General features: G+C 67.6%; 18 protein-coding genes. All 18 read right to left on the bottom strand.

Features of this window, described 5'->3' with window-relative positions; all coding sequences use genetic code 11:
* Nucleotides 1-26: 26 nt before the first annotated feature.
* The 18 genes from pyrF to alaS all read right to left on the bottom strand — a co-directional run bounded on the left by pyrF (nt 27) and on the right by alaS (nt 19,135).
* The gene (gene pyrF, locus ACOGI7_RS02750) at nt 27-752 is read right to left on the bottom strand and encodes an orotidine-5'-phosphate decarboxylase (RefSeq protein ID WP_419850401.1); all 726 of its coding nucleotides are present in this window, start codon (nt 750-752) and stop codon (nt 27-29) included.
* Nucleotides 745-1,686 (bottom strand): dihydroorotate dehydrogenase, encoded by a 942-nt coding sequence (locus ACOGI7_RS02745; protein WP_419850400.1) that lies wholly within the window; start codon nt 1,684-1,686, stop codon nt 745-747. The genes pyrF and ACOGI7_RS02745 overlap by 8 nt, the downstream gene beginning before the upstream one ends.
* Before the next feature lie 10 nt (nt 1,687-1,696).
* Nucleotides 1,697-5,035: a carbamoyl-phosphate synthase large subunit gene (gene carB / locus ACOGI7_RS02740; protein ID WP_419850399.1), complete on the bottom strand. Its 3,339-nt coding sequence runs from the start codon at nt 5,033-5,035 to the stop codon at nt 1,697-1,699.
* Nucleotides 5,028-6,176: a glutamine-hydrolyzing carbamoyl-phosphate synthase small subunit gene (carA, locus tag ACOGI7_RS02735; RefSeq protein ID WP_419850398.1), complete on the bottom strand. Its 1,149-nt coding sequence runs from the start codon at nt 6,174-6,176 to the stop codon at nt 5,028-5,030. Before carA ends, carB begins: the two co-directional genes overlap by 8 nt.
* A 37-nt stretch (nt 6,177-6,213) precedes the next feature.
* Nucleotides 6,214-7,485: a dihydroorotase gene (locus ACOGI7_RS02730; protein ID WP_419850397.1), complete on the bottom strand. Its 1,272-nt coding sequence runs from the start codon at nt 7,483-7,485 to the stop codon at nt 6,214-6,216.
* A gap of 19 nt (nt 7,486-7,504) precedes the next feature.
* The gene (locus tag ACOGI7_RS02725) at nt 7,505-8,443 is read right to left on the bottom strand and encodes an aspartate carbamoyltransferase catalytic subunit (protein WP_419850396.1); all 939 of its coding nucleotides are present in this window, start codon (nt 8,441-8,443) and stop codon (nt 7,505-7,507) included.
* A complete protein-coding gene (pyrR, locus tag ACOGI7_RS02720; protein ID WP_419850395.1) occupies nt 8,440-9,006 on the bottom strand; it encodes a bifunctional pyr operon transcriptional regulator/uracil phosphoribosyltransferase PyrR in 567 nt (188 codons plus the stop codon). Before pyrR ends, ACOGI7_RS02725 begins: the two co-directional genes overlap by 4 nt.
* 99 nt (nt 9,007-9,105) lie before the next feature.
* Nucleotides 9,106-9,546, bottom strand: coding sequence for a transcription antitermination factor NusB (gene nusB / locus ACOGI7_RS02715; RefSeq protein WP_419850394.1), 441 nt, complete (start codon nt 9,544-9,546; stop codon nt 9,106-9,108).
* A 35-nt stretch (nt 9,547-9,581) separates the two neighbouring features.
* On the bottom strand, nt 9,582-10,145 hold the full coding sequence (gene efp / locus ACOGI7_RS02710; RefSeq protein ID WP_419850393.1) for an elongation factor P: 564 nt from the start codon (nt 10,143-10,145) through the stop codon (nt 9,582-9,584).
* Between the two features lie 68 nt (nt 10,146-10,213).
* Nucleotides 10,214-11,317, bottom strand: coding sequence for a M24 family metallopeptidase (locus tag ACOGI7_RS02705; protein WP_419850392.1), 1,104 nt, complete (start codon nt 11,315-11,317; stop codon nt 10,214-10,216).
* Complete coding sequence (gene aroQ / locus ACOGI7_RS02700) at nt 11,314-11,751, bottom strand: type II 3-dehydroquinate dehydratase (protein WP_419850391.1); 438 nt, start codon at nt 11,749-11,751, stop codon at nt 11,314-11,316. The genes ACOGI7_RS02705 and aroQ overlap by 4 nt, the downstream gene beginning before the upstream one ends.
* 31 nt (nt 11,752-11,782) lie before the next feature.
* On the bottom strand, nt 11,783-12,820 hold the full coding sequence (locus ACOGI7_RS02695) for a 3-dehydroquinate synthase family protein (RefSeq protein ID WP_419850390.1): 1,038 nt from the start codon (nt 12,818-12,820) through the stop codon (nt 11,783-11,785).
* The gene (locus ACOGI7_RS02690) at nt 12,817-13,347 is read right to left on the bottom strand and encodes a shikimate kinase (protein WP_419850389.1); all 531 of its coding nucleotides are present in this window, start codon (nt 13,345-13,347) and stop codon (nt 12,817-12,819) included. The genes ACOGI7_RS02695 and ACOGI7_RS02690 overlap by 4 nt, the downstream gene beginning before the upstream one ends.
* A gap of 70 nt (nt 13,348-13,417) precedes the next feature.
* On the bottom strand, nt 13,418-14,116 hold the full coding sequence (locus tag ACOGI7_RS02685) for a prepilin peptidase (RefSeq protein ID WP_419850388.1): 699 nt from the start codon (nt 14,114-14,116) through the stop codon (nt 13,418-13,420).
* Nucleotides 14,117-14,153: 37 nt separating this feature from the next.
* Nucleotides 14,154-15,005: a shikimate dehydrogenase gene (gene aroE / locus ACOGI7_RS02680; protein ID WP_419850387.1), complete on the bottom strand. Its 852-nt coding sequence runs from the start codon at nt 15,003-15,005 to the stop codon at nt 14,154-14,156.
* Nucleotides 14,999-16,090 carry an endolytic transglycosylase MltG gene (gene mltG / locus ACOGI7_RS02675; protein WP_419850386.1) on the bottom strand — a complete coding sequence of 364 codons (1,092 nt, stop codon included), beginning with the start codon at nt 16,088-16,090 and terminating at the stop codon, nt 14,999-15,001. Before mltG ends, aroE begins: the two co-directional genes overlap by 7 nt.
* Nucleotides 16,091-16,124: 34 nt before the next feature.
* Nucleotides 16,125-16,559 carry a Holliday junction resolvase RuvX gene (gene ruvX, locus ACOGI7_RS02670; RefSeq protein ID WP_419850385.1) on the bottom strand — a complete coding sequence of 145 codons (435 nt, stop codon included), beginning with the start codon at nt 16,557-16,559 and terminating at the stop codon, nt 16,125-16,127.
* A complete protein-coding gene (gene alaS / locus ACOGI7_RS02665) occupies nt 16,559-19,135 on the bottom strand; it encodes an alanine--tRNA ligase (RefSeq protein WP_419850384.1) in 2,577 nt (858 codons plus the stop codon). Before alaS ends, ruvX begins: the two co-directional genes overlap by 1 nt.
* Between the last annotated feature and the right edge of the window lie 7 nt (nt 19,136-19,142).

Below are 19,142 nucleotides of genomic sequence, written 5' to 3'. Positions count from 1 at the left end.
TGTTGGGGATATTGGGGAAGTTGTGGCTACAGATGGCTGATGCCGGTCGCGACCAGCCGGGCTCTGTCGGCCATTTCGGCCAGCGCCTTGGCCAGATGATCTGAGTGAATGGTCAATCCTTGAACGTCGGCGGTCACTGTCCGGCCGACAACCAGGATCGAGGCCCCCGCGGCGATGGCCGCCGCAGGCGTAGCCACACTGGCCTGATCGTCGTGACTCGAGTCGGGGAGCCGGATGCCGGGCACCACGCGCTTCAGCTCAGGCGCGACTTCATTGACCACTCCGATATCGGCGGCTGAGCAGATGACGCCACCGCAACCGGCATCTTGGGCTAGCGCCACCCGCTCTTCAAGCACACCCCGGGACCGGTCGGCGTCGCTGGTCAGAATGGTCACTCCCAAAACTTGGGCGGCACCGTCGCTGCCTTCGGCCAGACCCTCCACCCCGGCCCGCAGCATGTCGGCCCCGCCGACGGTGTGGACGGTGAGCCAGCGGGCTCCGGTTCGGCCCACCTTCGCCGCGGCCCGGCCCACTGTGGTGGGAATGTCATGGAACTTGAGGTCGGCGAATACCTCGTAGCCCCGATCGCTCATCGCCCGAACCACGTCTGGTCCGGCAGCGGCGAACAGCTCGAGCCCAACTTTGGCCACTCCCATCCAGGGGTGAACGGCATCGGCCATCAAACAGGCGAAATTCAGATCGTCCACGTCTAACACGATGGCCAAGCGGGGATCGCGCGTTGTCTTACTCATGGGCTGCTCCAATCAGATCGTCCAATCGACTGATGCCGTGGGCAGTGCACCAGCGGGCCAGTTCCCTCAGGACCTTGGCCGGGGCCCGGGGGTCGGCGAACGTGGCGGTGCCCACCTGCACCGCACAGGCGCCGGCCATAATCATCTCCACCGCATCGGCGCCCGAGGCGATGCCCCCCACTCCGATGATGGGCACGTCGGGCAGGGCGGCGTACACATCGAAGACCGATCTCACCGCCACCGGGCCCATAGCCCGGCCCGACACTCCTCCCCCGCCGGCTCCGAGCAGGGGTTTGCGGGCCTCGGTGTCGATCACCATGCCCAGCAGGGTGTTGATCAGGGTGAGGGCCGAGGCACCGCCGTCCACCGCAGCGCCGGCAATCTCCACCAGGTCGCCGGTGGCGCTGAGCTTGGCCCACCGGGGAAGGCCACAGGCTTCGGTAGCCGTCAGCGCGGCCCGGGTCATGGCCGCGGAGTGCGAGAACATGCGCCCTCGATCCTCCAGGTTGGGACAGGAGACGTTGACCTCCACTGCCACCACCGCCTCCATCGCCGGGCTGCCGGCGGTCGCCAGCAGGTCGGCGGCGGCCGCGTAGTCGTCCAGGGTGCGCCCCCAGATCGATGCCACTACCCGGGCGCCGGCTTCGGCCAGCACCGGCAGCTCCTCGGCCAGCCATCGGGGCAGGCCGGGGCCTTGCAGGCCCACGCTGTTGATCATCCCCGCGGGAATCGGGTGGACCCGAGGCGGGGGGTTGCCGGGCCACTCATAGGGGGCGAGAGACTTGACCACCACCGCGCCCAGTTCGGAGAGATCCAGATAGCGGGCCAACTCGGTTCCGTGGCCCACCGTGCCCGAGGCGGTCATCACCGGGTTGGACAACCGAACCGAGCCGATAGCAGTTTCTAACGCCGGCTTCGGTTCGCCCCGTCTCATCGAGTTGAGCTCACAGATCGAGAGCCAGCTGATCGCTGGTCACCCCGCGGTGGTACTCCTGAAGGGTCCGGACTCGCAGCTGGTGGCGGGCCCAGTCGGCCATGCCGTCGGCAGCGGCCAAACCGGCTGAGGCGGTGGTCAAAAGCGGCACCCGGTTGCGGCTGGCCGCCCGGCGGATGTGGTCGCCATCGGCCCGCGATCCCCGGCCCCTCGGGGTGTTGACCACCAGGCTCACCCGACCGCTGTCGATCAGCTCCACCACGTCGGTGCCTGCCTCGCCCACTTTGGCCACCACCTCCGACACCGGAACGCCGGCGTCGGACAGCGCCGCCGCAGTGCCCGACGTGGCCGCCACGGTCAGGCCCAGGCTGGTGAACACCTGGGCCATCTCCACCCCGGCCGGTTTGTCCCGGTCGGCCATCGACATCAGCACCGTGCCATAGCTGGGCAGCGGGGCCCCCGCGGCGATCTGGCTTTTGGCGAAGGCCAGGCCGGGGCGCAGGTCGATGCCCATGACCTCGCCGGTGGACTTCATCTCCGGCCCCAAGATGGCGTCGGCCTCGGGGAATCGGCTGAACGGCAGGACCGCCTCCTTCACCGAGATGTGGTCGCCGCTGGCCCGACGCCTCAGCAGCCCCTCTTGGCGCAGGTCGGCCAGGCTGGCGCCCATCATGACCCGGGTGGCCACCTTCACCAAGGGAACCCCGGTGGCCTTGGCCACAAACGGCACGGTACGAGACGCCCGGGGGTTGGCCTCCAGCACGAACACCTGGTCGGCCGCGCCGATGCCGTATTGCTTGACCGCGAACTGCACGTTGATGAGCCCGACCACGTCCAACGCGCGGGCGATGTCCTTCACGTGGCGCTCCAGCAGGGCCACGGTGGCCTCGGAGAGGTGGACCGGCGGCAGCATGCAGGCGCTATCGCCCGAGTGGACGCCGGCCTCCTCCACGTGCTCCATCACCCCGCCGATGAGCACCTCTCCGTACATGTCTCGGATGGCGTCCACGTCCACCTCGGTGGCGTCCTCCAAGAAGCGGTCGATCAGCACCGGCCGCTCAGCCGACAGCCCTCCCTCCCGGCCCAACGAGCCGGAGGCGGCCATCTCGGCCATGGCGTCTCGCAGATCGTCGTCGGTGTAGACGATCACCATGGCCCGGCCCCCCAGCACATAGGAGGGCCGCACCAGCACGGGGTAGCCGATGCGGTCGGCCACCGCCAGGGCCTCGTCGGTGGTGGCCGCGATGCCCCCGGCCGGCTGGGGGATGTCGAGGCGGGCACACAGGGCATTCCACCGCTCCCGGTCCTCGGCCAGATCGATGCTCTCGGGGCTCGTGCCCACCACCAGTCCGTCGGGCAGCATACCGGCCAGCTTGAGCGGCGTCTGGCCGCCGAGCGACACCACGATCCCGGCAATGCCGGGGCCGCCCGCGATCTGCGACGACCGGAGCTCGGCGTCGATCACGTTGAGGACGTCCTCTTCGGTCAGGGGCTCGAAATACAGGCGGTCGCTGGTGTCGTAGTCGGTGGACACCGTCTCCGGGTTGCAGTTGACCATGATGGTCTCGTAGCCGGCTTCCGACAGCGCGAAGCAGGCGTGGACGCAGCAGTAGTCGAACTCGATCCCCTGGCCGATCCGATTGGGACCCGACCCCAAGATGATCACCTTGGCCCGATCGGAGGGCTCGACCTCGCTGACGTCCTCATAGGTGGAGTAGTGGTACGGGGTCTCGGCCTCGAACTCGGCCGAGCAGGTATCCACCGTCTTGAACGTGGCCTCCACTCCGGCGGCGACACGAGCCGACCGGACCTCGGCGGCCGGCACGTTCCAGAGATAGCCGAGCTGCTCGTCGGAGAACCCGAACTGCTTGGCCCGCTTCCACGCTCGGGAGTCCATGGCCTCGAAGCCGCACTCGGTCAGCGCAGCCCGCTCCTCGGTGATCTGGAGAAGCTGATCGCAGAACCACGGGTCCACCTTGGTGGCCTCGAAAATCTCAGCCACCGTGCGCCCCCGCCGCAGCAGGGCCTCGATCTGGAAGATCCGCTCAGGGGTGGGCACCGCGGCCGCGGCCAGAAGCTCCTCGTCGGTGAGGGGGTCGTAGGCGGCCTCGCCCGGATCGGCGTTGAGGCCGTGGCGGCCCAATTCCAGCGAGCGCAGTCCCTTTTGCAGCGACTCGGTGAAGGTGCGGGCGATGGACATGACCTCCCCCACCGACTGCATCTGGGTATTGAGCACCCCCGACACCCCGGAGAACTTCTCGAACGCCCACCGGGGCACCTTGGTGACCACATAGTCGATGACCGGCTCGAAACAGGCCGGGGTCTTCTCGGTGATGTCGTTGGGAATCTCATCGAGGGTGTAGCCCACTGCCAGGCGGGCCGCGATCTTGGCGATGGGGAAGCCGGTGGCCTTGGAGGCCAGCGCGGAGGACCGAGAGACCCTCGGGTTCATCTCGATGATCACGAACTCCCCGCTGTCGGGGTTCACCGCGAACTGGATGTTGGAGCCCCCGGTTTCCACTCCCACCCGGCGGATGCAGGCGAAGGCCGCGTCCCGCAGCACCTGGTACTCCACATCCGACAGGGTCTGGGCCGGGGCAACGGTGATGGAGTCGCCAGTGTGGACCCCCATGGGGTCGAGGTTCTCGATGGTGCACACCACCACGCAGTTGTCGGCCCGGTCGCGCATCACCTCCAGCTCGTATTCCTTCCAGCCGGCGATCGACTGCTCGATGAGGATCTCGCTGATGGGGCTGGCCGCCAAGCCCTGGGCGGCCATCTCCCGGCCCTGCTCAGGAGTGTGGGCGATGCCGGTTCCGGTGCCGCCCAGGATGTAGGCCGGGCGGATGATCACCGGCAGCCCGATGCGCTCCATGACCTGCATCGCCTCGTCCAGGGTGTGGGCAGTGGCCGAGGGGGGCACGGGCAACCCGATGTCGATCATGGCCTGGCGGAACTTGGCCCGGTCCTCGGCCGTGGAGATGGCGTTCTGATTGGCGCCGATCACCTCGACCCCGTACTTGTCGACCACCCCCGACTCGATCAGCTCCATGGCCAGGTTCAGGGCAGTCTGCCCGCCCAGGGTGGGCAGCAAGACGTCGGGCTGCTCTCGGTGGATGATGCCGGTGAGCACGTCGGCGCTGAGGGGCTCCACGTAGGTGGCGTCGGCGAACTCGGGGTCGGTCATGATGGTCGCCGGGTTGGAGTTGGCCAGCACCACCCGGTAGCCCTCGTCGCGCAGCACCCGGCAGGCCTGGGTGCCGGAGTAGTCGAACTCGCAGGCCTGGCCGATCACGATAGGACCCGATCCGATCAAAAGGATCGACTCGATGTCGGTCCTCTTAGGCATGGCCCAGCCCCTCGATCAGACGCCCCTGAGCCGGACTGGTCGCCGGGGCCGGGAGGCCGGCCATGAGATCGTCGAATTGGGCGAACAGATACCGGGAGTCGTGGGGGCCGGGACCAGCCTCGGGGTGGTATTGCACGCTGAACGCGGGCAGATCGCGGCAGCGCAATCCCTCCACGGTGTGGTCGTTGAGGTTGATGTGGGTGATGTCGGCACCGGGAATGGAGCTGTCGGCCACGCAGAAGTTGTGGTTCTGGCTGGTGATCTCCACCGCGCCGGTGGCCAGGTTGCGCACCGGGTGGTTGCCCCCGTGGTGGCCGAAGGGGAGCTTGTAGGTCTCCCCGCCCAACGCGGCGGCCAGCAACTGGTGGCCCAGGCAGATGCCGAAGATCGGCACCTCGCCCAACAGGCCCGAGATGGTGTCGACCGCGCCCACGACGGCGGTGGGATCGCCAGGGCCATTGGACAAGAACACCCCGTCGGGCCGCAGGGCCAAAATGTCGGCCGCGGCAGTGTGGGCTGGTACCACCTCCACGTGGGCGATGGTCCGCAGGTGGTGGACGATGGTGGCTTTGAGCCCGAAATCCAGGGCCACCACCCGGTGGGGCGGCTTGCGGTCATCTCGGGTGGTGGCGAAGTACTCCGACTCGGGGCGGGTGACCGTGGCCACCAGGTCGACTCCATCGGTGCCGGGCTCGGCCGCGGCCGCAGCCCGCAGATCGGACTCTGAGGCGGTCCCGAAGGCGCCGGGCATGGCGCCGGCGTCGCGGATGTGGGTGGTGAGCCGCCTGGTGTCCACCCCGGCCAGCCCGGCAATGCCCTGATCGACCATGAAGGCCTCAAGATCGCCGGTCGAGCGCCAGTTGGAGCGGCGGCGGGCCATGTCCCGCACGATCACCCCTCGACAGAACGGACGGCGGCTCTCGTGATCGACGGGATTGACCCCGTAGTTGCCGATGTGGGGGTAGGTGAAGGTGATGATCTGTCCGGCATAGGACGGATCGGTGATCACCTCCTGATAACCGGTCAGCACGGTGTTGAAGACCACCTCGCCGGAGGTGACCCCGTTGGGCGGCTCCGCGCCTATGGCCTCTCCCTCGAACACCTCCCCGTCGCTGAGCACCAATGCCGCCTCGCGGATCATGGCGTGGCCTCCAAAGCCGATGCCCGCACCAGCCGGGTCATGGCCGCATCTCCTGGTCGACCAGCACCGGGCGGCCGCCGACAATGGTGTGGCGAACCCGGCCGCGCACTTGGCGTCCGGCGTAAGGGGTGTTGCGGGAGCGGCTGGCCAGGGCGTCGGGATCGACAGTCCATGTCTCGTTGGGGTCGAATACGCACAGGTTGGCCGGCCCGTCGGGCGCGATCGGCGCCCCGTGTACTCCCTCCAGACCGGCGATGGCAGCGGGTTGCCAGGTGAGCAGCCCCACCACCTCGGCCAAGGGCAAGTTGAGCTCGGTGAGTGCCAAAGCCAAGGCAGTCTCCAAACCGAGCATTCCCGGTGGCGCCTGGTCGAAGGGCATCTCCTTGGTATCAGGAGAATGGGGGGCGTGGTCGGTGGCGATGGCATCGACGGCCCCGTCGGCCAGACCCTCGCGCACCGCGTCTCGATCATCAGCCGGACGCAGGGGCGGGTTGACCTTGAACACCGGGTCGTAGGAGGCGCAAGCCTCGTCGGTGAGGGTGAAATGGTGGGTGGCGGCCTCGGCGGTGACCTCCACCCCGGCCTCACGGGCGGCCCGCACCATGGCGATGGAGCCCCGGGTGGACAGGTGTTGGAAGTGGATGGGGGCGCCGGTGAAGCGGCTGAGGGCGATGTCCCGCATGACCATGAGCTCCTCGGCCTCGGCAGGCACACCGGGAATGCCCAGGCGGCTGGACCACTCCCCCTCGTGCATGTGGCCCCCCGCGGCCAGAGAATCAACCTCGCAGTGCTGGGCCAGCACCACTCCCAGCCCCGCGGCGTATTCCATGGCCCGGCGCATGAGCCCGGCCTCTTGGACCCCTCTGCCGTCGTCGGTAAACAGCCGCACCCCCAGCGCGGCCATCTCGGCCATGGGGGCCAGCTGCTCGCCTTTGCGGCCAACGGTGATGGCCCCAGAGGTGTACACGTCGCACGGGGCCAGGCGCCCCAGCGCCAGCACCTCCTGGACCACGGCGGCGCAGTCGATGGGCGGGTTGGTGTTGGGCATGGCCACCACCGCGCTGTACCCGCCCCGAACCGCGGCCCAGCTCCCGGTCTCAATGGTCTCGGCCTCCTCGGCGCCGGGCTGGCGCAAATGGGCGTGGATATCCACGAAGCCGGGGGCCACCACACAGCCCGAAGCGTCCAAGACCTCATCGCCAGACAGATCGGGACCGACCGCGACAACCAGCCCGTCTTCGACCACGACATCAGCGTTGCGCTCTCCGGTCTGGTCGATGACCAATCCGCCCTTGATCACTGTGTTCATTGGGGCTTTCCTTCGGGGCTCATGTGCCGGCCCCCTCGGGGCGCAGATCAGGATCGGCGGCCAACAGCAGATAGAGGACGGCCATCCGCACCGCCACGCCGTGACGCACCTGCTCATTAAGGGTGGCATTGGGCTGATCCAGTACCTCGGGGGCGATCTCCACACCCCGGTTCACCGGGCCGGGGTGCATAACCAGCGCGTCGGGATGCAGGCGGGCGGCGCGAGCCACCGTGAGCCCCCACTGGGCGGTGTACTCCCGTAGCGAGGGCAGCAGGGCCTCAGACTGGCGCTCTTTCTGCACCCGCAGCCCGTACACCACGTCGCAGTCACTGAGCACGGCGTCGAGGCTGAAGCTGATGTCCACCGGCCACGAACCCACCTCCGGAGGCAACAGGGTAGGAGGCGCCACCAGCGTGACCTTCGCCCCCAGCGCGGTGAACGCCATCACGCAAGAGCGGGCCACCCGGGAGTGCTTGATGTCGCCCACGATGACAATGCGCCGACCGGCCACCGATCCCAGCCGATCGCGGATTGTGTAGCAATCGAGCAACGCCTGGGTGGGGTGCTCATGCCAGCCGTCCCCCGCGTTGATCACGCTGGCATGGGTCCAGGCCGCGGTCTGCTGGGGCACTCCCGCCGACCGGTGGCGAACGACAATGGCATCGGGACCCATGGCCGAAACAGTGGCCACGGTGTCGCGCACCGACTCCCCCTTGTTGACCGAAGAGGCCGACACGCTGAAGCCCATGACGTCTGCGGAGAGGCGCCGAGCCGCCACCTCGAACGAGAGCCGGGTCCGAGTGGAGTCCTCATAGAACAGCATGGCCACCGTCTTGCCCCGCAGGGCGGGAACCTTGGGAATGGGCCGCTGCGACACTTCCGTGAAGTGGTCGGCCAACCGGCACACCTCATCGATACCCTCAGCACCGAGATCATTGATCGAGAGAAGGTGCTTCATTTGACAATCTCCCCGAGGTCGATGCCGTCGCGGTGGGCATCCACCATCTCGTCGCGGCGAGTGGGCAGGTTCTTGCCCACGAAGTCGGGGCGGATGGGCAGTTCCCGATGACCTCGGTCCACCATCACCGCCAACTGCACCGTCCGCGGCCTTCCGTAGCTGTTCAGCGCGTCGAGCGCGGCCCGGATGGTCCGGCCGGTGTACAGCACGTCGTCGACGATCACCACTGCTTGGCCGTCGAGATTGAACGGAATCTTGGTGGGCGCCTCCGGCAGCAATGGGCGCAAGCCGATGTCGTCGCGATGGAAGGCCACGTCCAGGGTGCCCAAGGGAGGCTCGACTCCTTCGATCTCATTGAGGGCACTGGCGATGTCTGCGGCCAGCCACACCCCTCCGGTCTGCAAACCCACGAGCACTACGCCTTCGAGGCCGTGATTGCGCTCGATGATCTCGTGGGCCATGCGCCAGGTGGCCCTCTTGATGTCTTCGGCCTCCATGACCCGGGTGCGGGCAATGAAAACGCCCCCATACGGGGGCGTTCGCCGGCGCTCGCGTTCAGCCAAACTCAGTTTCCTCCATGTCCGTATGGGCCTCGCCGGACCCACTTCACGGGTGTTTCGGGAACTATACACCGACCGGTGTGCAGTTCGGGGATGGTATTTCTATTCGTCCTCTTGTTCGCCCTCAGAAGGCCGGACCATGGTGGCGACCTGCGACAACAGGCCGTTGATGAACCCCGCCGAAGAAGGCGTGGAATAGTCGTGGGCCAGCTCCACCGCCTCGTTGATTATCACGGCGATGGGGATGTCGGTGCTGTGAGACAACTCGAAGCTGGCCATGCGCAGGATGGCCCGGTCGAGCGCGGGCATGCGCGACACCGGCCAGCGGTCGGACAGCTCCTCTAGGAGGGCATCGATGTCGCCCTGGTGGTACGCCACGCCGGTGACCAGGGTGTGGGCGTAGGGATCGAGCGGCAGTTCCTGGGCGGCCAGCAGCTCGGCCATGTCCACGCCCTTGGTCTCGGCCTCATAGAGCAGCCCCAAGGCCCGCTCCCTCACTTGGCGGCGCTGGGACCCGGCAACCAGCGGATCGGACGAGGTCATATGTCACCGAGGAGGCGCCAAGCAAGCCGGGACGCTCACGCCCGGCTGATGTACTCGCCGCTGCGGGTGTCCACCTTGATCCGCTCGCCCGGGTTCAAGAACAGGGGCACCTGCACCACCAGGCCGGTCTGGCAAGTGGCCGGCTTGGTGGCCCCCGACACCCGGTCGCCCTGGACGCCGGGCTCGGTCTGGGTGATGTCCAGCTCCACTGCGGCAGGCAGGTCGGTGCCCACGATCTCGGTGCCGAACATGCCGAGGATCACCGAGTTGTTCTCCACCAGGTAGTTCACCGCGTCGCCCAGCACGTCGGCGCCCACATGGAGCTGCTCGTAGGTCTCGCTGTCCATGAACACGTAGCTTTCGCCGTCGGAGTACAGATATTGCATCTCCCGGCGGTCGATGTTGGCTCGCTCCACCTTCTCGCCCGCCCGGAATGTGCGGTCGAGCACGGCGCCGGTGCGGGCGTTCTTCAGGGTTGTGCGCACGAACGCTCCGCCCTTTCCCGGCTTGACGTGCTGGAACTCGACCACGTTGAACAGGCCGTCGTCGAGGTTCAGCGTCATGCCGTTCTTGAGGTCGTTGGTGGTGATCGTGGGCATTGCCAAAGTCTGGCCTACCCTGCCCCTTCAGGCCACAGTGGACAGCCGTAGACCCCGCCCTATCCCCTTCAGGCCACAGCGAGAGTCTTGGGCGAATGGGTCAATCGCCGGGGGCCGTCTGCGGTGACCACCACGGTGTCCTCCACCCGGGCCCCGCAGAAGCCGGGCAGGTACACGCCGGGCTCCACCGTGATCACTTGGCCCACCTCCAGCAGCTCGGTGGCGGTGGCCCGCACCCACGGCTGCTCGTGGATGTCGAGACCTACCCCATGGCCGGTGCCGTGGACAAAGGCGTCGCCCCAGCCGTCGGCGCCGATGCGCTCCCGACAGGCCTTGTCCACTTCTGAGATGGGCGCTCCGACGGCCACCTGCTCCACTCCGAGTTGCTGGGCCTCCCTCACGGTGTCGAACACCCTCTGGGCTAAAGCATCGGGCTCGCCCACGGCCACTGTCCGGGTCATGTCGGACCGGTAGCCGTGCACCACCGCGCCCATGTCCATGATCACCAACTCGCCCGACCCGATCGGACGGTCGGTGGGCCTGATGTGGGGCAGTGCGGCATTCGGGCCCGCGGCCACGATGGTGGTGAAGGCGCTCTTCTCGGCCCCCCGGCGGCGAAAGGCGCTGTCCAACGCCAGCGCCACCTCTTGCTCGGTGGGCCCGCCGGCCAACATGGGTCGGACTTCGGCCAACGCGGCATCGGCTATGGCAGCGGCTTTCGCCATGCGGTCGATCTCGCCGTCGTCTTTCGTCTGACGGCATCGCTCCACCACCCCGGTGGTCGGCACCAGCTCAACGCCGAACCACTCGGTGTACTTCCGCTGATCGGCCCAGCTCACCGAGGCCGCTTCCAAGCCGATGCGGTCCACGCCGCCGGCCGCCGCGGCCAGCAACTCCTTGGGGGCGTCGTTGGTGATCTCGACCCGCACGTCCACGCCGGCTTGGCTGGCTTCAGACTCGGCCTGCTCGTCGTAGCGGCGGTCGGTTACCAGCACCAGCTCGTCGGGCCCCAGCCAGGCCAGTCCGGCCGAGCCGGTGAACCCGGTGAGATAGCGGACATTGACCAGGTTGGCGATCAGCAGGGCATCGCAACCCGCGTCGGCCGCCGAAGCCCGAACCCGATCGGCCCGACCGGCGACGTCCATGGGAACGAGCACTGGAGAGTCGGTCATGCCAGCAGCCCGGTCACCGCTTCGACGGCCAGCTCGTAGCCGTGGCCGCCGAAGCCCACGATGGTGCCGGTGGCCACCGGGCTGACCACCGAGGTGTGGCGCCAAGGCTCTCGGGCGTTGGGGTTGGACAGATGCAACTCCACCACCGGGCCTTCGAAGGCCACCAGAGCGTCGTGAATGGCCCAGGAATAGTGGGTGAACGCGCCGGGGTTGATGATGATGGCCGCGCACCGGCCCCTGGCCTGGTGGATGTGGTCGATCAGGGTTGCCTCGTCGTTGGACTGGTGGTGCTCTATGGAAAGCCCGTGGCGATCGGCAGCGGCAGACGCAGTGGCCGCATGGTCGTCCAAGGTGTCGGTGCCGTAGACCTCGGGCTCGCGATCGCCCAACAGGTTCAAGTTCGGACCTGACAGGAGAAGGATCAACTGGCTCATTTTGGAACCTCCCGGTCAACGGAGATGCGTCTCATCGAATGGCCTCCAGTGTTTCGCGCAGCAGGGCAGATTCCAGCCCAACGACGGGTTGGATGCCCTCCGGTCCGTCCAGCATGAAGGTCACCCCGTCCACCGCCTTCTTGTCGCGCTGGAACAGGGTGACGAGGGCATCGGCATCAGCCCCTTCGGGCAGGCTGGTAGACAGGTCGTAGCCGCCGACCACTCGGCGGTGCTCGGCCACCCGCTGGGCGTCGATGCGCCCGGTGCGATGGGCCAGCTCGGCGGCGTAGACGAGGCCGACCGCCACCGCCTCGCCGTGGCGGAGGTCGTACTGTCCGTGGGCTTCCAGGGCGTGGGCCAGGGTATGGCCGTAGTTGAGCACCGCTCTGCGGCCGGATTCTCGCTCGTCGGCGGCCACCACCTCGGCTTTGATCTCCACGCACCGGGCGATGCGCTCAGGCAGGTTCAGGGAATCAAGGTTGGCGTCGGCGATGAAGTGGTACTTGGCCATCTCCCCCAGACCCGACCGCATCTCTTCGGGGGGCAGGCTGTCGAGCGCCTCGGTGTCGCACAGCACTGCTGTGGGCTGCCAGAAGGCGCCCACCAAGTTCTTTCCCTCGGGGAGGTTCACGCCGGTCTTGCCCCCGACCGAGGCGTCGATCTGGCCCAACAGGGTGGTGGACACGAACACCACCCGGATGCCCCGGTGGTATACCGCGGCGGCGAATCCACCCAGATCGGTGACCGCACCTCCGCCCACGGCCACCACCGCGTCGCGGCGGGTGAGGCCCCACTGGGCGAATTCCCGGCACAGATCCTCTACCGCGCCCAGCGTTTTGATGTGCTCGCCGTTGTCGGTGATGAACACCCGGTGCTCGACACCGGGGTCCACGGTGATGCCAGCATCAGCCACCGCGGCCTGGGTGACCACTGCTACCCGGCTCACTTCGCGGGGAATTACCTCGGGAAGGCGATGGCGAACCCCGGGGCCGACCCAGACGTCATAGGACCGCTCCCCCAGCTCGACGGGGACCCGGATCGGGTCGGTGGGGTCAGTCTCGGCCGTCATGTGGTCGCCACCGGCCGGGGCCAGACTCGTCTGATCTGCTCTGCTACCTGCTCAGCCTCCAGGCCGTCCACGTCCACTATCTCGTGAGCCGTCTCGGTGTAGAGATCCGAGCGGGCGGAGCTGATGGCCGTGAGGTCGGCGATTGGATCGTCCCCCAGCAGCGGACGGCTGTCGCCGGAGCTCACTCGCTGGCCCAGCGTGTCGATGCTGGCCCGCAGCCAGCAAACCCATGCCCGGTCTCTCAGCTGCGCCCGATTTTCGGGCCGCAGAACAACACCTCCGCCGCAGGAGACCACCAGCTGCTCTGAAGATTCCAGACATTGGGCCAGAACTTCCTGCTCTATATCACGGAAGCGTTCCTCGCCGTCCGCGGCGAAAATCTCAGAGATCGAGCGCCCTTCGCGCTCCTCGATCGCCGCGTCGAGGTCCACAAACCGAAGCCCCTCGGAGCGGGCCAGCCAAAGGCCCACCGTCGACTTCCCCGACCCCATCATCCCGATGAGGGCCACATGGGGCCTACTTTCCACAACGCGATACTACAAGTGGGCTGCTGTCGCCCTGAGAGCACTTATCGGCAACGGCATCAAGGGGCGGGGATCAGTTCACCGCATAAACAGCCAGCACGGTGGCCGCGGCAGCGACCGCCATGGACGGGGCAAACGGGAAGACAGTGGGGCGGGGGTTGTCGGGATCGGCCAGGGGGTCGGGCAGGAGTTCGATGCCCCACTTGCGGATTCCCCAGACGATGACGCCCATGACCGCCCCGAGAACCGAGGCCAAACCGAAGGCCATCAACACGGCCAGCAGCGACTGGCCATAGCCAGATCCAACCCATCCGAGCGCCAGACCCACCGGCAAAGCCAGCTTCACGTCACCCCACCCGAGGCTGCCCCCTGATGCGGTGTGCAGGATGGCCATGATGCCGCCATAGAGCCCGGCGGCGGCACACGCCTGCCCGATGGCCCCCGGCTGGTGTCGCAGCAGCGAGATGAGGGTCATCAGCGACAGCAGTACCGCAACGGCGGGGAACACTATGGCGTTGGGGATGCGGTACTGGAACAGATCCACCGTGGTGACTCCCGCCAAGGCGACGAACAGCACCCACACCGGGACCACATCCCAGGTGGTGCCCAGAACGCCGCCCGCGATGCCTAGGGACAGTGCAGTCAGCGCCGTGACCAGCACCCGCAAAGATCGGCTGTTGCGCACTTGGAACTTCCAGAGGACCGGGAGAAGACGCCGACCGGCGACGAAGCCGATGGCCAGCCCGGCAATCGCCATGGCTGCTTCGCTCATGGAATTCGCCCCCGCGCGGCACCGGCGCCTGCCTGGTTCATCTGCCCTTGAGCGCTGCGGTGGCCGCGGCGGTCATGGCATCCACCGGGGGCTCCGCGCCGGTCCAGATCCGAACGGCGTGAGCGGCCTGGTACACCAGCATCCCCACGCCCGTGGACGAGGCCACACCCCGCTGTCGGCATTCGGCCAGCAGCGGAGTCCGGAGCGGGTTGTAGACCAACTCGGCCACATGCTGGCCGACGTGGAGGAGGTCGGGATCAAGGGGCAGGTTGCCGGCCCCCTCGGTTTCAGCCATCCCCACCGGGGTGGCGTTCACCACCAAGCGGTACTGCCCGACGTCGGTCAGGCTGGCCGTGGTACCCACCGATCCGGCCAACGCCGCGGCGGATGCGGCTGCCTCAGCCCGACGGGCGATCACTGCCACCTCGCCGACCCCCCGGCGGGCCAGTTCGGCCACCACCGCCCGGGCAGCCCCGCCCGCGCCCAAGACCGCGCAGCCGATCCCGGCCAGGTCCACCCCCTCGGCCAACAGCGCGTCGCAGAACCCGGCGCCGTCGGTGTTGTGGCCGATGAGCCGGTCGCCGTCGCGGGCGACGCAGTTCACCACCCCCAATACCGCGGCCGCGGGGCTCAGCTCGTTTACCGCGGCGGCCACGTCGGCTTTGTGGGGCATGGTCACCGATAGACCGGCCATGCCCCGCTCCCGCATGTGGTCAAGCGCCCGACCGGCGTCTCCTGGGGCGACTTCGAAGGCGGCGTAGACCCAGTCCAGTCCCAGCTCATCGAAGGCGGCCTGGCAGATAGTCGGAGACAGGGAGTGGCGAACGGGAAAGCCGATCACCCCGGCGGCGACCTCGGCGTCGGGTTCCAGCCCGATGGGGATCAGCATCCCAAGTCCCGTTCCCGACAGATGGCCACCGCGGCCTCGTGTTCTTCGAAAGTATTGCTGAAGGTGTGGGCACCGGGTCCTGGATCATCGGTGCGGACGTAGAACAGCCAGAAGCCATCGTCGGGGTTCAACGCGGCCTCCAGCGACGCCCGTCCGGGAGCGGCGATGGGACCAGGCGGCAAGCCGGTTCGGTTGTACACGTTGTAGGGGTTGTCCACCCGCAAGTCTGCGAGGGTCAGCGGCTCAGACGGCTTGCCCACCGCGTAGCGCACTGCGGCGTCGATCTGAAGCTCCATGCCCAGGCCCAATCGGTTGTAGATCACCCGGGCAATTTTGGCCCGGTCTTCGTCGATGAGTGCCTCCTTTTCGATCAGCGACGCCACGATGACTGCCTCGTAGGAGCTCACCCCCACCGTGTCGGGGGCCGTGTTCAGGCCCACCTCGGCAGCCACCGAGTCGAATTGCTGGATCAGACGGACGACGAGGGCAGCCTCGTCTTCAGCGGTGGCCCCGTCGAGCAGATAGGTGTCGGGAAACAGCATCCCCTCCAACGTGCTGTTCGCCGGCTGGTAGTCGGAGCGCACCGGTGGGAAGGCGATGGCCGCGGCCAGGTCCTCGGCATCGAAGGTGGGGACCTGTTCCAGCAGCTCGTCTCGTATCTGGGCCAGGGTGAGGCCCTCGCGCAGCACCACCCTGAAGGCATCCACAGCCGGACCGGGGTCGGGACCGGCCAGCAGCACGTCTTTGGCCCGCCACACCGACATGTTCTCGTTCAAGACGTAGTTTCCGGCCTGGAAATCGCCGGCGTCCTTATAGCGCAGGTAGTAGCGGAACACCGTGGAGTTGGCCACCACCCCCTCGTCTTCGAGGATGCGGGCGATGTCGTTGATGGACGCCCCTTGGGGGACGTTGACCACCAGTTCGGGGCCCTCATCGCCCGGAGGGTCGAGGCGATCGTCGATCCAGCCCTTGATCAACAGCGTGGCGATCAGCACAACCACGCCCATCAAGCCCAACAGGATGATTACCCGAGTGAGGGTAGAGGTTCTTCGCGGCAACCAGCCCCAATCCTCATCTGTGCTCATGCGGAGTCCAGCCAGCCCTGTGAGGCGTCGATTCTCATGGTTGTGCTTCCGAGTTGGTGCTATCAAGCCAACCTTGGAGAATCACCGAGGCCGCCACCATGTCGACCCGGCGGCGGCGAGCCTTGCCGCTGAGCCCGGACTCGGCCAGCGCCTGCTCGGCGATGACCGTGGTCAACCGCTCGTCGTGGGTCAACACCGGCACCCCCAGCGCTGCTTCCAGTTGCTGGGCCTCGTGCTGGGCACCGAGGGCGGCCGGACCGATCCCGCCGTCCAGCGACAGGGGGAGCCCCACCACTACCGCACCGGCCTCATACTCGTCGACCAGCTCCGCGATCTTCTGATGGTCTCGGTTTCGGCTGCCAGAGCGCTTGATGACGGTCAACGGGGTGGCCACCCGCCCCTCAGAATCGGAGACCGCCACGCCAATGCGGCGCTCGCCGAGGTCGATTCCCAGCGCTCGACCCACCACTAGCCCGCGATGCCAGCCGCAGCTCGCACTTGCTCGAGGGCTTCTGCCAGCCGCGAGGGGTCCCGGCCACCGGCGATGGCCAGTTTGGCGTCTCGACCGCCGCCGCCGCCGATGGTGGCGGCCGCTTCGGCGATGAGCTCGCCGGCGTTGAGCTCGCAGTCGGCGGCCACCGCGGCCACCAGGGCCGCTCCGCCGCCGTCGGGCGCCGCCCCCAGCACCGCCGCGTCCACGCCGGGTCGGTCTCGGGTGGCGATGGCAAGATCGCGCAGCTGGCCCCGATCCACGCCCTCGACGGCGGCCACCACCACTCCATCGACGGCTTGCTGGGCCAAGTCTCCCGACTGGTCGGACGAGGCCGTCCGGCGCAGTTCGGCCAGCTCGGCTCGAAGGCTCTTGATCTCGGCCATGCGCTTGTCGGCCCCCACCAGAAGCTGATCGACGGGCACGCCCAACCGCTCAGCGGCCTGGGCCAGCATCTCCTCCCGCTCGGTGAGCATCTCGACCGGGCGAGTGCCGCTCACCGCTTCGATACGACGGATGTTGGCCCCGATGGAGCCCTCGGAGACGACCTTGACCGGGCCGATGTCGCCCAAGGCCCGTACATGGGTGCCCCCGCACAGCTCGGTGGAGTGCGGCCCGGCCTCGAGCACCCGTACCCGGTCGCCGTACTTGTCGCCGAAAAAGGCGATGGCTCCGGCCTCCATGGCCTCGGCCATAGACGTCTCATAGTGGCGGGTTTGGGGGTTGTCCAGGATGTCGGCGTTGGCCAGGCGCTCGATCTCGGCGATCTGCTCGTCGGTCAGCGCCTCAAAGTGGGTGAAGTCGAAGCGCAGCCGGTCGTCAGCCACCAGCGAGCCCTGCTGCTTGACGTGATCGCCCAGGATCTCCTTCAGCGCCCAGTGCAGCAGATGAGTAGCGGTGTGGTTGCGCCGAATGGCGGCCCGGCGTTCGGCGTCAATAGAGGCGATCACCGTCTGCCCGACGGTGATCTGCCCGTCGACGGCCGTCACGTGGTGAAGGTGAAGGTCGGGGACTACGTAGGTGGTATCGGCGACTTCGGCCCTGCCGGTCGGAGAGGTGATCGTTCCGGTATCGCCGATCTGGCCACCAGCTTCGGCGTAGAACGGAGTCCGGTCCAAGACGATGCCGTCGTCGGTGACAGCCAGGACCACGGCTTCGGCAGTGTCGAAATCCCGGCCGTTGAACTCGGTGGGACCGTGTTCGGCCATCAGCGCGGCGTAGGACGACACATCGGCCGCGGTGGCGTGCCGGGCGTCGAAGTCCTCGCGGGCCCGTGAGCGCTGGCTCGCCATGTGCTGGTCGAAACCAGCCCGGTCGACAGCCACTCCCCGTTCCCGGGCTGTCTCCTCGGTGACCTCGACCGGGAAGCCATAGGTGTCGTGCAGCAAGAAGGCCAGATCGCCGGGCAGGGGCTCGTCGTCACCGAGGCGGTCGATGGCGTCGTCCAAGATCTGGGATCCCTGGGCGAGGGTAGACCGGAAGCCCTCTTCCTCGCGGGCCACCACATCTCGAATGAAGCTGTGGTTGGCCGCGATGTCGGGATAGTCCTGGCCCATGATGTCGACCACTTTGTCGACCAGCTTGGGGGTGACCACCTCGGTAACCCCGAGCATGTAGGCCCGGCGAATGGCCCGGCGCATGATGCGGCGCAGAACATAGCCCCGATCCTCGTTGGAGGGGAACACCCCGTCGGAGATGAGGAAGGTCATGGTGCGGGCATGTTCGGCCAGTATCCGCACGGTGACGTCGCTGTGCTCAGCCGCACCCAGCTTCACGCCGGTCACCGCGGAGGCCTCGCCCACCAACTCGGCCATCTCGTCGATGTCGAACACCGACTCCACCCCCTGGATCAGGGTGAGAATCCGCTCCAGGCCGGCCCCGGTGTCGATGCTGGGCTTGGGCAGCGGGACTTGGCCGTCGGGACGCTGGTCGAACTGCATGAAGACCAGGTTCCAGAACTCCAGGAACCGCTCATCCCCGCCGTGGGCCGGGCCGCCGTCGGGGCCGAACTCCGGCCCTTTGTCGAAGAAGATCTCCGAACAGGGTCCGCACGGCCCGGTGTCGGCCATGCGCCAGTAGTTGTCCTCGTCCATCCGCTGGATCCGGTCGGGAGACACACCGGCCACGTCCCGCCATATCTCCGCGGCCTCATCGTCGCTGAGGTGGACGGTGATCCACAGCCGGTCGGGGTCGAAGCCCAGGCCCTCGGTGACGAACTCCCAGGCCCAGTCGATGGCCTCGGTCTTGAAGTAGTCGCCGAAGCTGAAATTGCCCAGCATCTCGAAGAAGGTGAGATGGCGGCGGGTGCGCCCGATCTCGTCCAGGTCGTTGTGCTTGCCCCCGGCCCGCACGCACTTCTGGACGGTGACCGCCCGGGGATGGGGGGAGGTCTCCTCGCCCAGGAAGTAGGGCTTGAACGGCACCATGCCGGCCACGGTGAACAGCACCGTGGGGTCGCGGGGAATGAGGCTGGCCGACGGCAGGACGGCGTGGCCCCGCTCGCCGAAGAAGGAGGTGAATGCGCTGCGGATCTCCTGGGCTCGTTTGGGGGCCAAGGCGTTG

The sequence above is a fragment of the Candidatus Poriferisocius sp. genome (genome assembly GCF_965204145.1).
Lineage (GTDB): Bacteria > Actinomycetota > Acidimicrobiia > Acidimicrobiales > Bin134 > Poriferisocius.
This window is presented reverse-complemented; position numbering and strand designations above follow the sequence as displayed.

What these genes read in the sequence shown, in the direction of transcription:
- mltG (WP_419850386.1), bottom strand. Translation starts at nt 16,090, where the DNA reads ATGAGCACAGATGAGGATTGGGGCTGGTTGCCGCGAAGAACCTCTACC.
- ACOGI7_RS02685 (WP_419850388.1), bottom strand. Translation starts at nt 14,116, where the DNA reads ATGAGCGAAGCAGCCATGGCGATTGCCGGGCTGGCCATCGGCTTCGTC.
- nusB (WP_419850394.1), bottom strand. Translation starts at nt 9,546, where the DNA reads ATGACCTCGTCCGATCCGCTGGTTGCCGGGTCCCAGCGCCGCCAAGTG.
- carA (WP_419850398.1), bottom strand. Translation starts at nt 6,176, where the DNA reads ATGATCCGCGAGGCGGCATTGGTGCTCAGCGACGGGGAGGTGTTCGAG.
- ACOGI7_RS02745 (WP_419850400.1), bottom strand. Translation starts at nt 1,686, where the DNA reads ATGAGACGGGGCGAACCGAAGCCGGCGTTAGAAACTGCTATCGGCTCG.
- aroE (WP_419850387.1), bottom strand. Translation starts at nt 15,005, where the DNA reads ATGCTGATCCCCATCGGGCTGGAACCCGACGCCGAGGTCGCCGCCGGG.
- pyrF (WP_419850401.1), bottom strand. Translation starts at nt 752, where the DNA reads ATGAGTAAGACAACGCGCGATCCCCGCTTGGCCATCGTGTTAGACGTG.
- ACOGI7_RS02730 (WP_419850397.1), bottom strand. Translation starts at nt 7,485, where the DNA reads ATGAACACAGTGATCAAGGGCGGATTGGTCATCGACCAGACCGGAGAG.
- ACOGI7_RS02695 (WP_419850390.1), bottom strand. Translation starts at nt 12,820, where the DNA reads ATGACGGCCGAGACTGACCCCACCGACCCGATCCGGGTCCCCGTCGAG.
- aroQ (WP_419850391.1), bottom strand. Translation starts at nt 11,751, where the DNA reads ATGAGCCAGTTGATCCTTCTCCTGTCAGGTCCGAACTTGAACCTGTTG.
- ACOGI7_RS02705 (WP_419850392.1), bottom strand. Translation starts at nt 11,317, where the DNA reads ATGACCGACTCTCCAGTGCTCGTTCCCATGGACGTCGCCGGTCGGGCC.
- efp (WP_419850393.1), bottom strand. Translation starts at nt 10,145, where the DNA reads ATGCCCACGATCACCACCAACGACCTCAAGAACGGCATGACGCTGAAC.
- carB (WP_419850399.1), bottom strand. Translation starts at nt 5,035, where the DNA reads ATGCCTAAGAGGACCGACATCGAGTCGATCCTTTTGATCGGATCGGGT.
- ACOGI7_RS02725 (WP_419850396.1), bottom strand. Translation starts at nt 8,443, where the DNA reads ATGAAGCACCTTCTCTCGATCAATGATCTCGGTGCTGAGGGTATCGAT.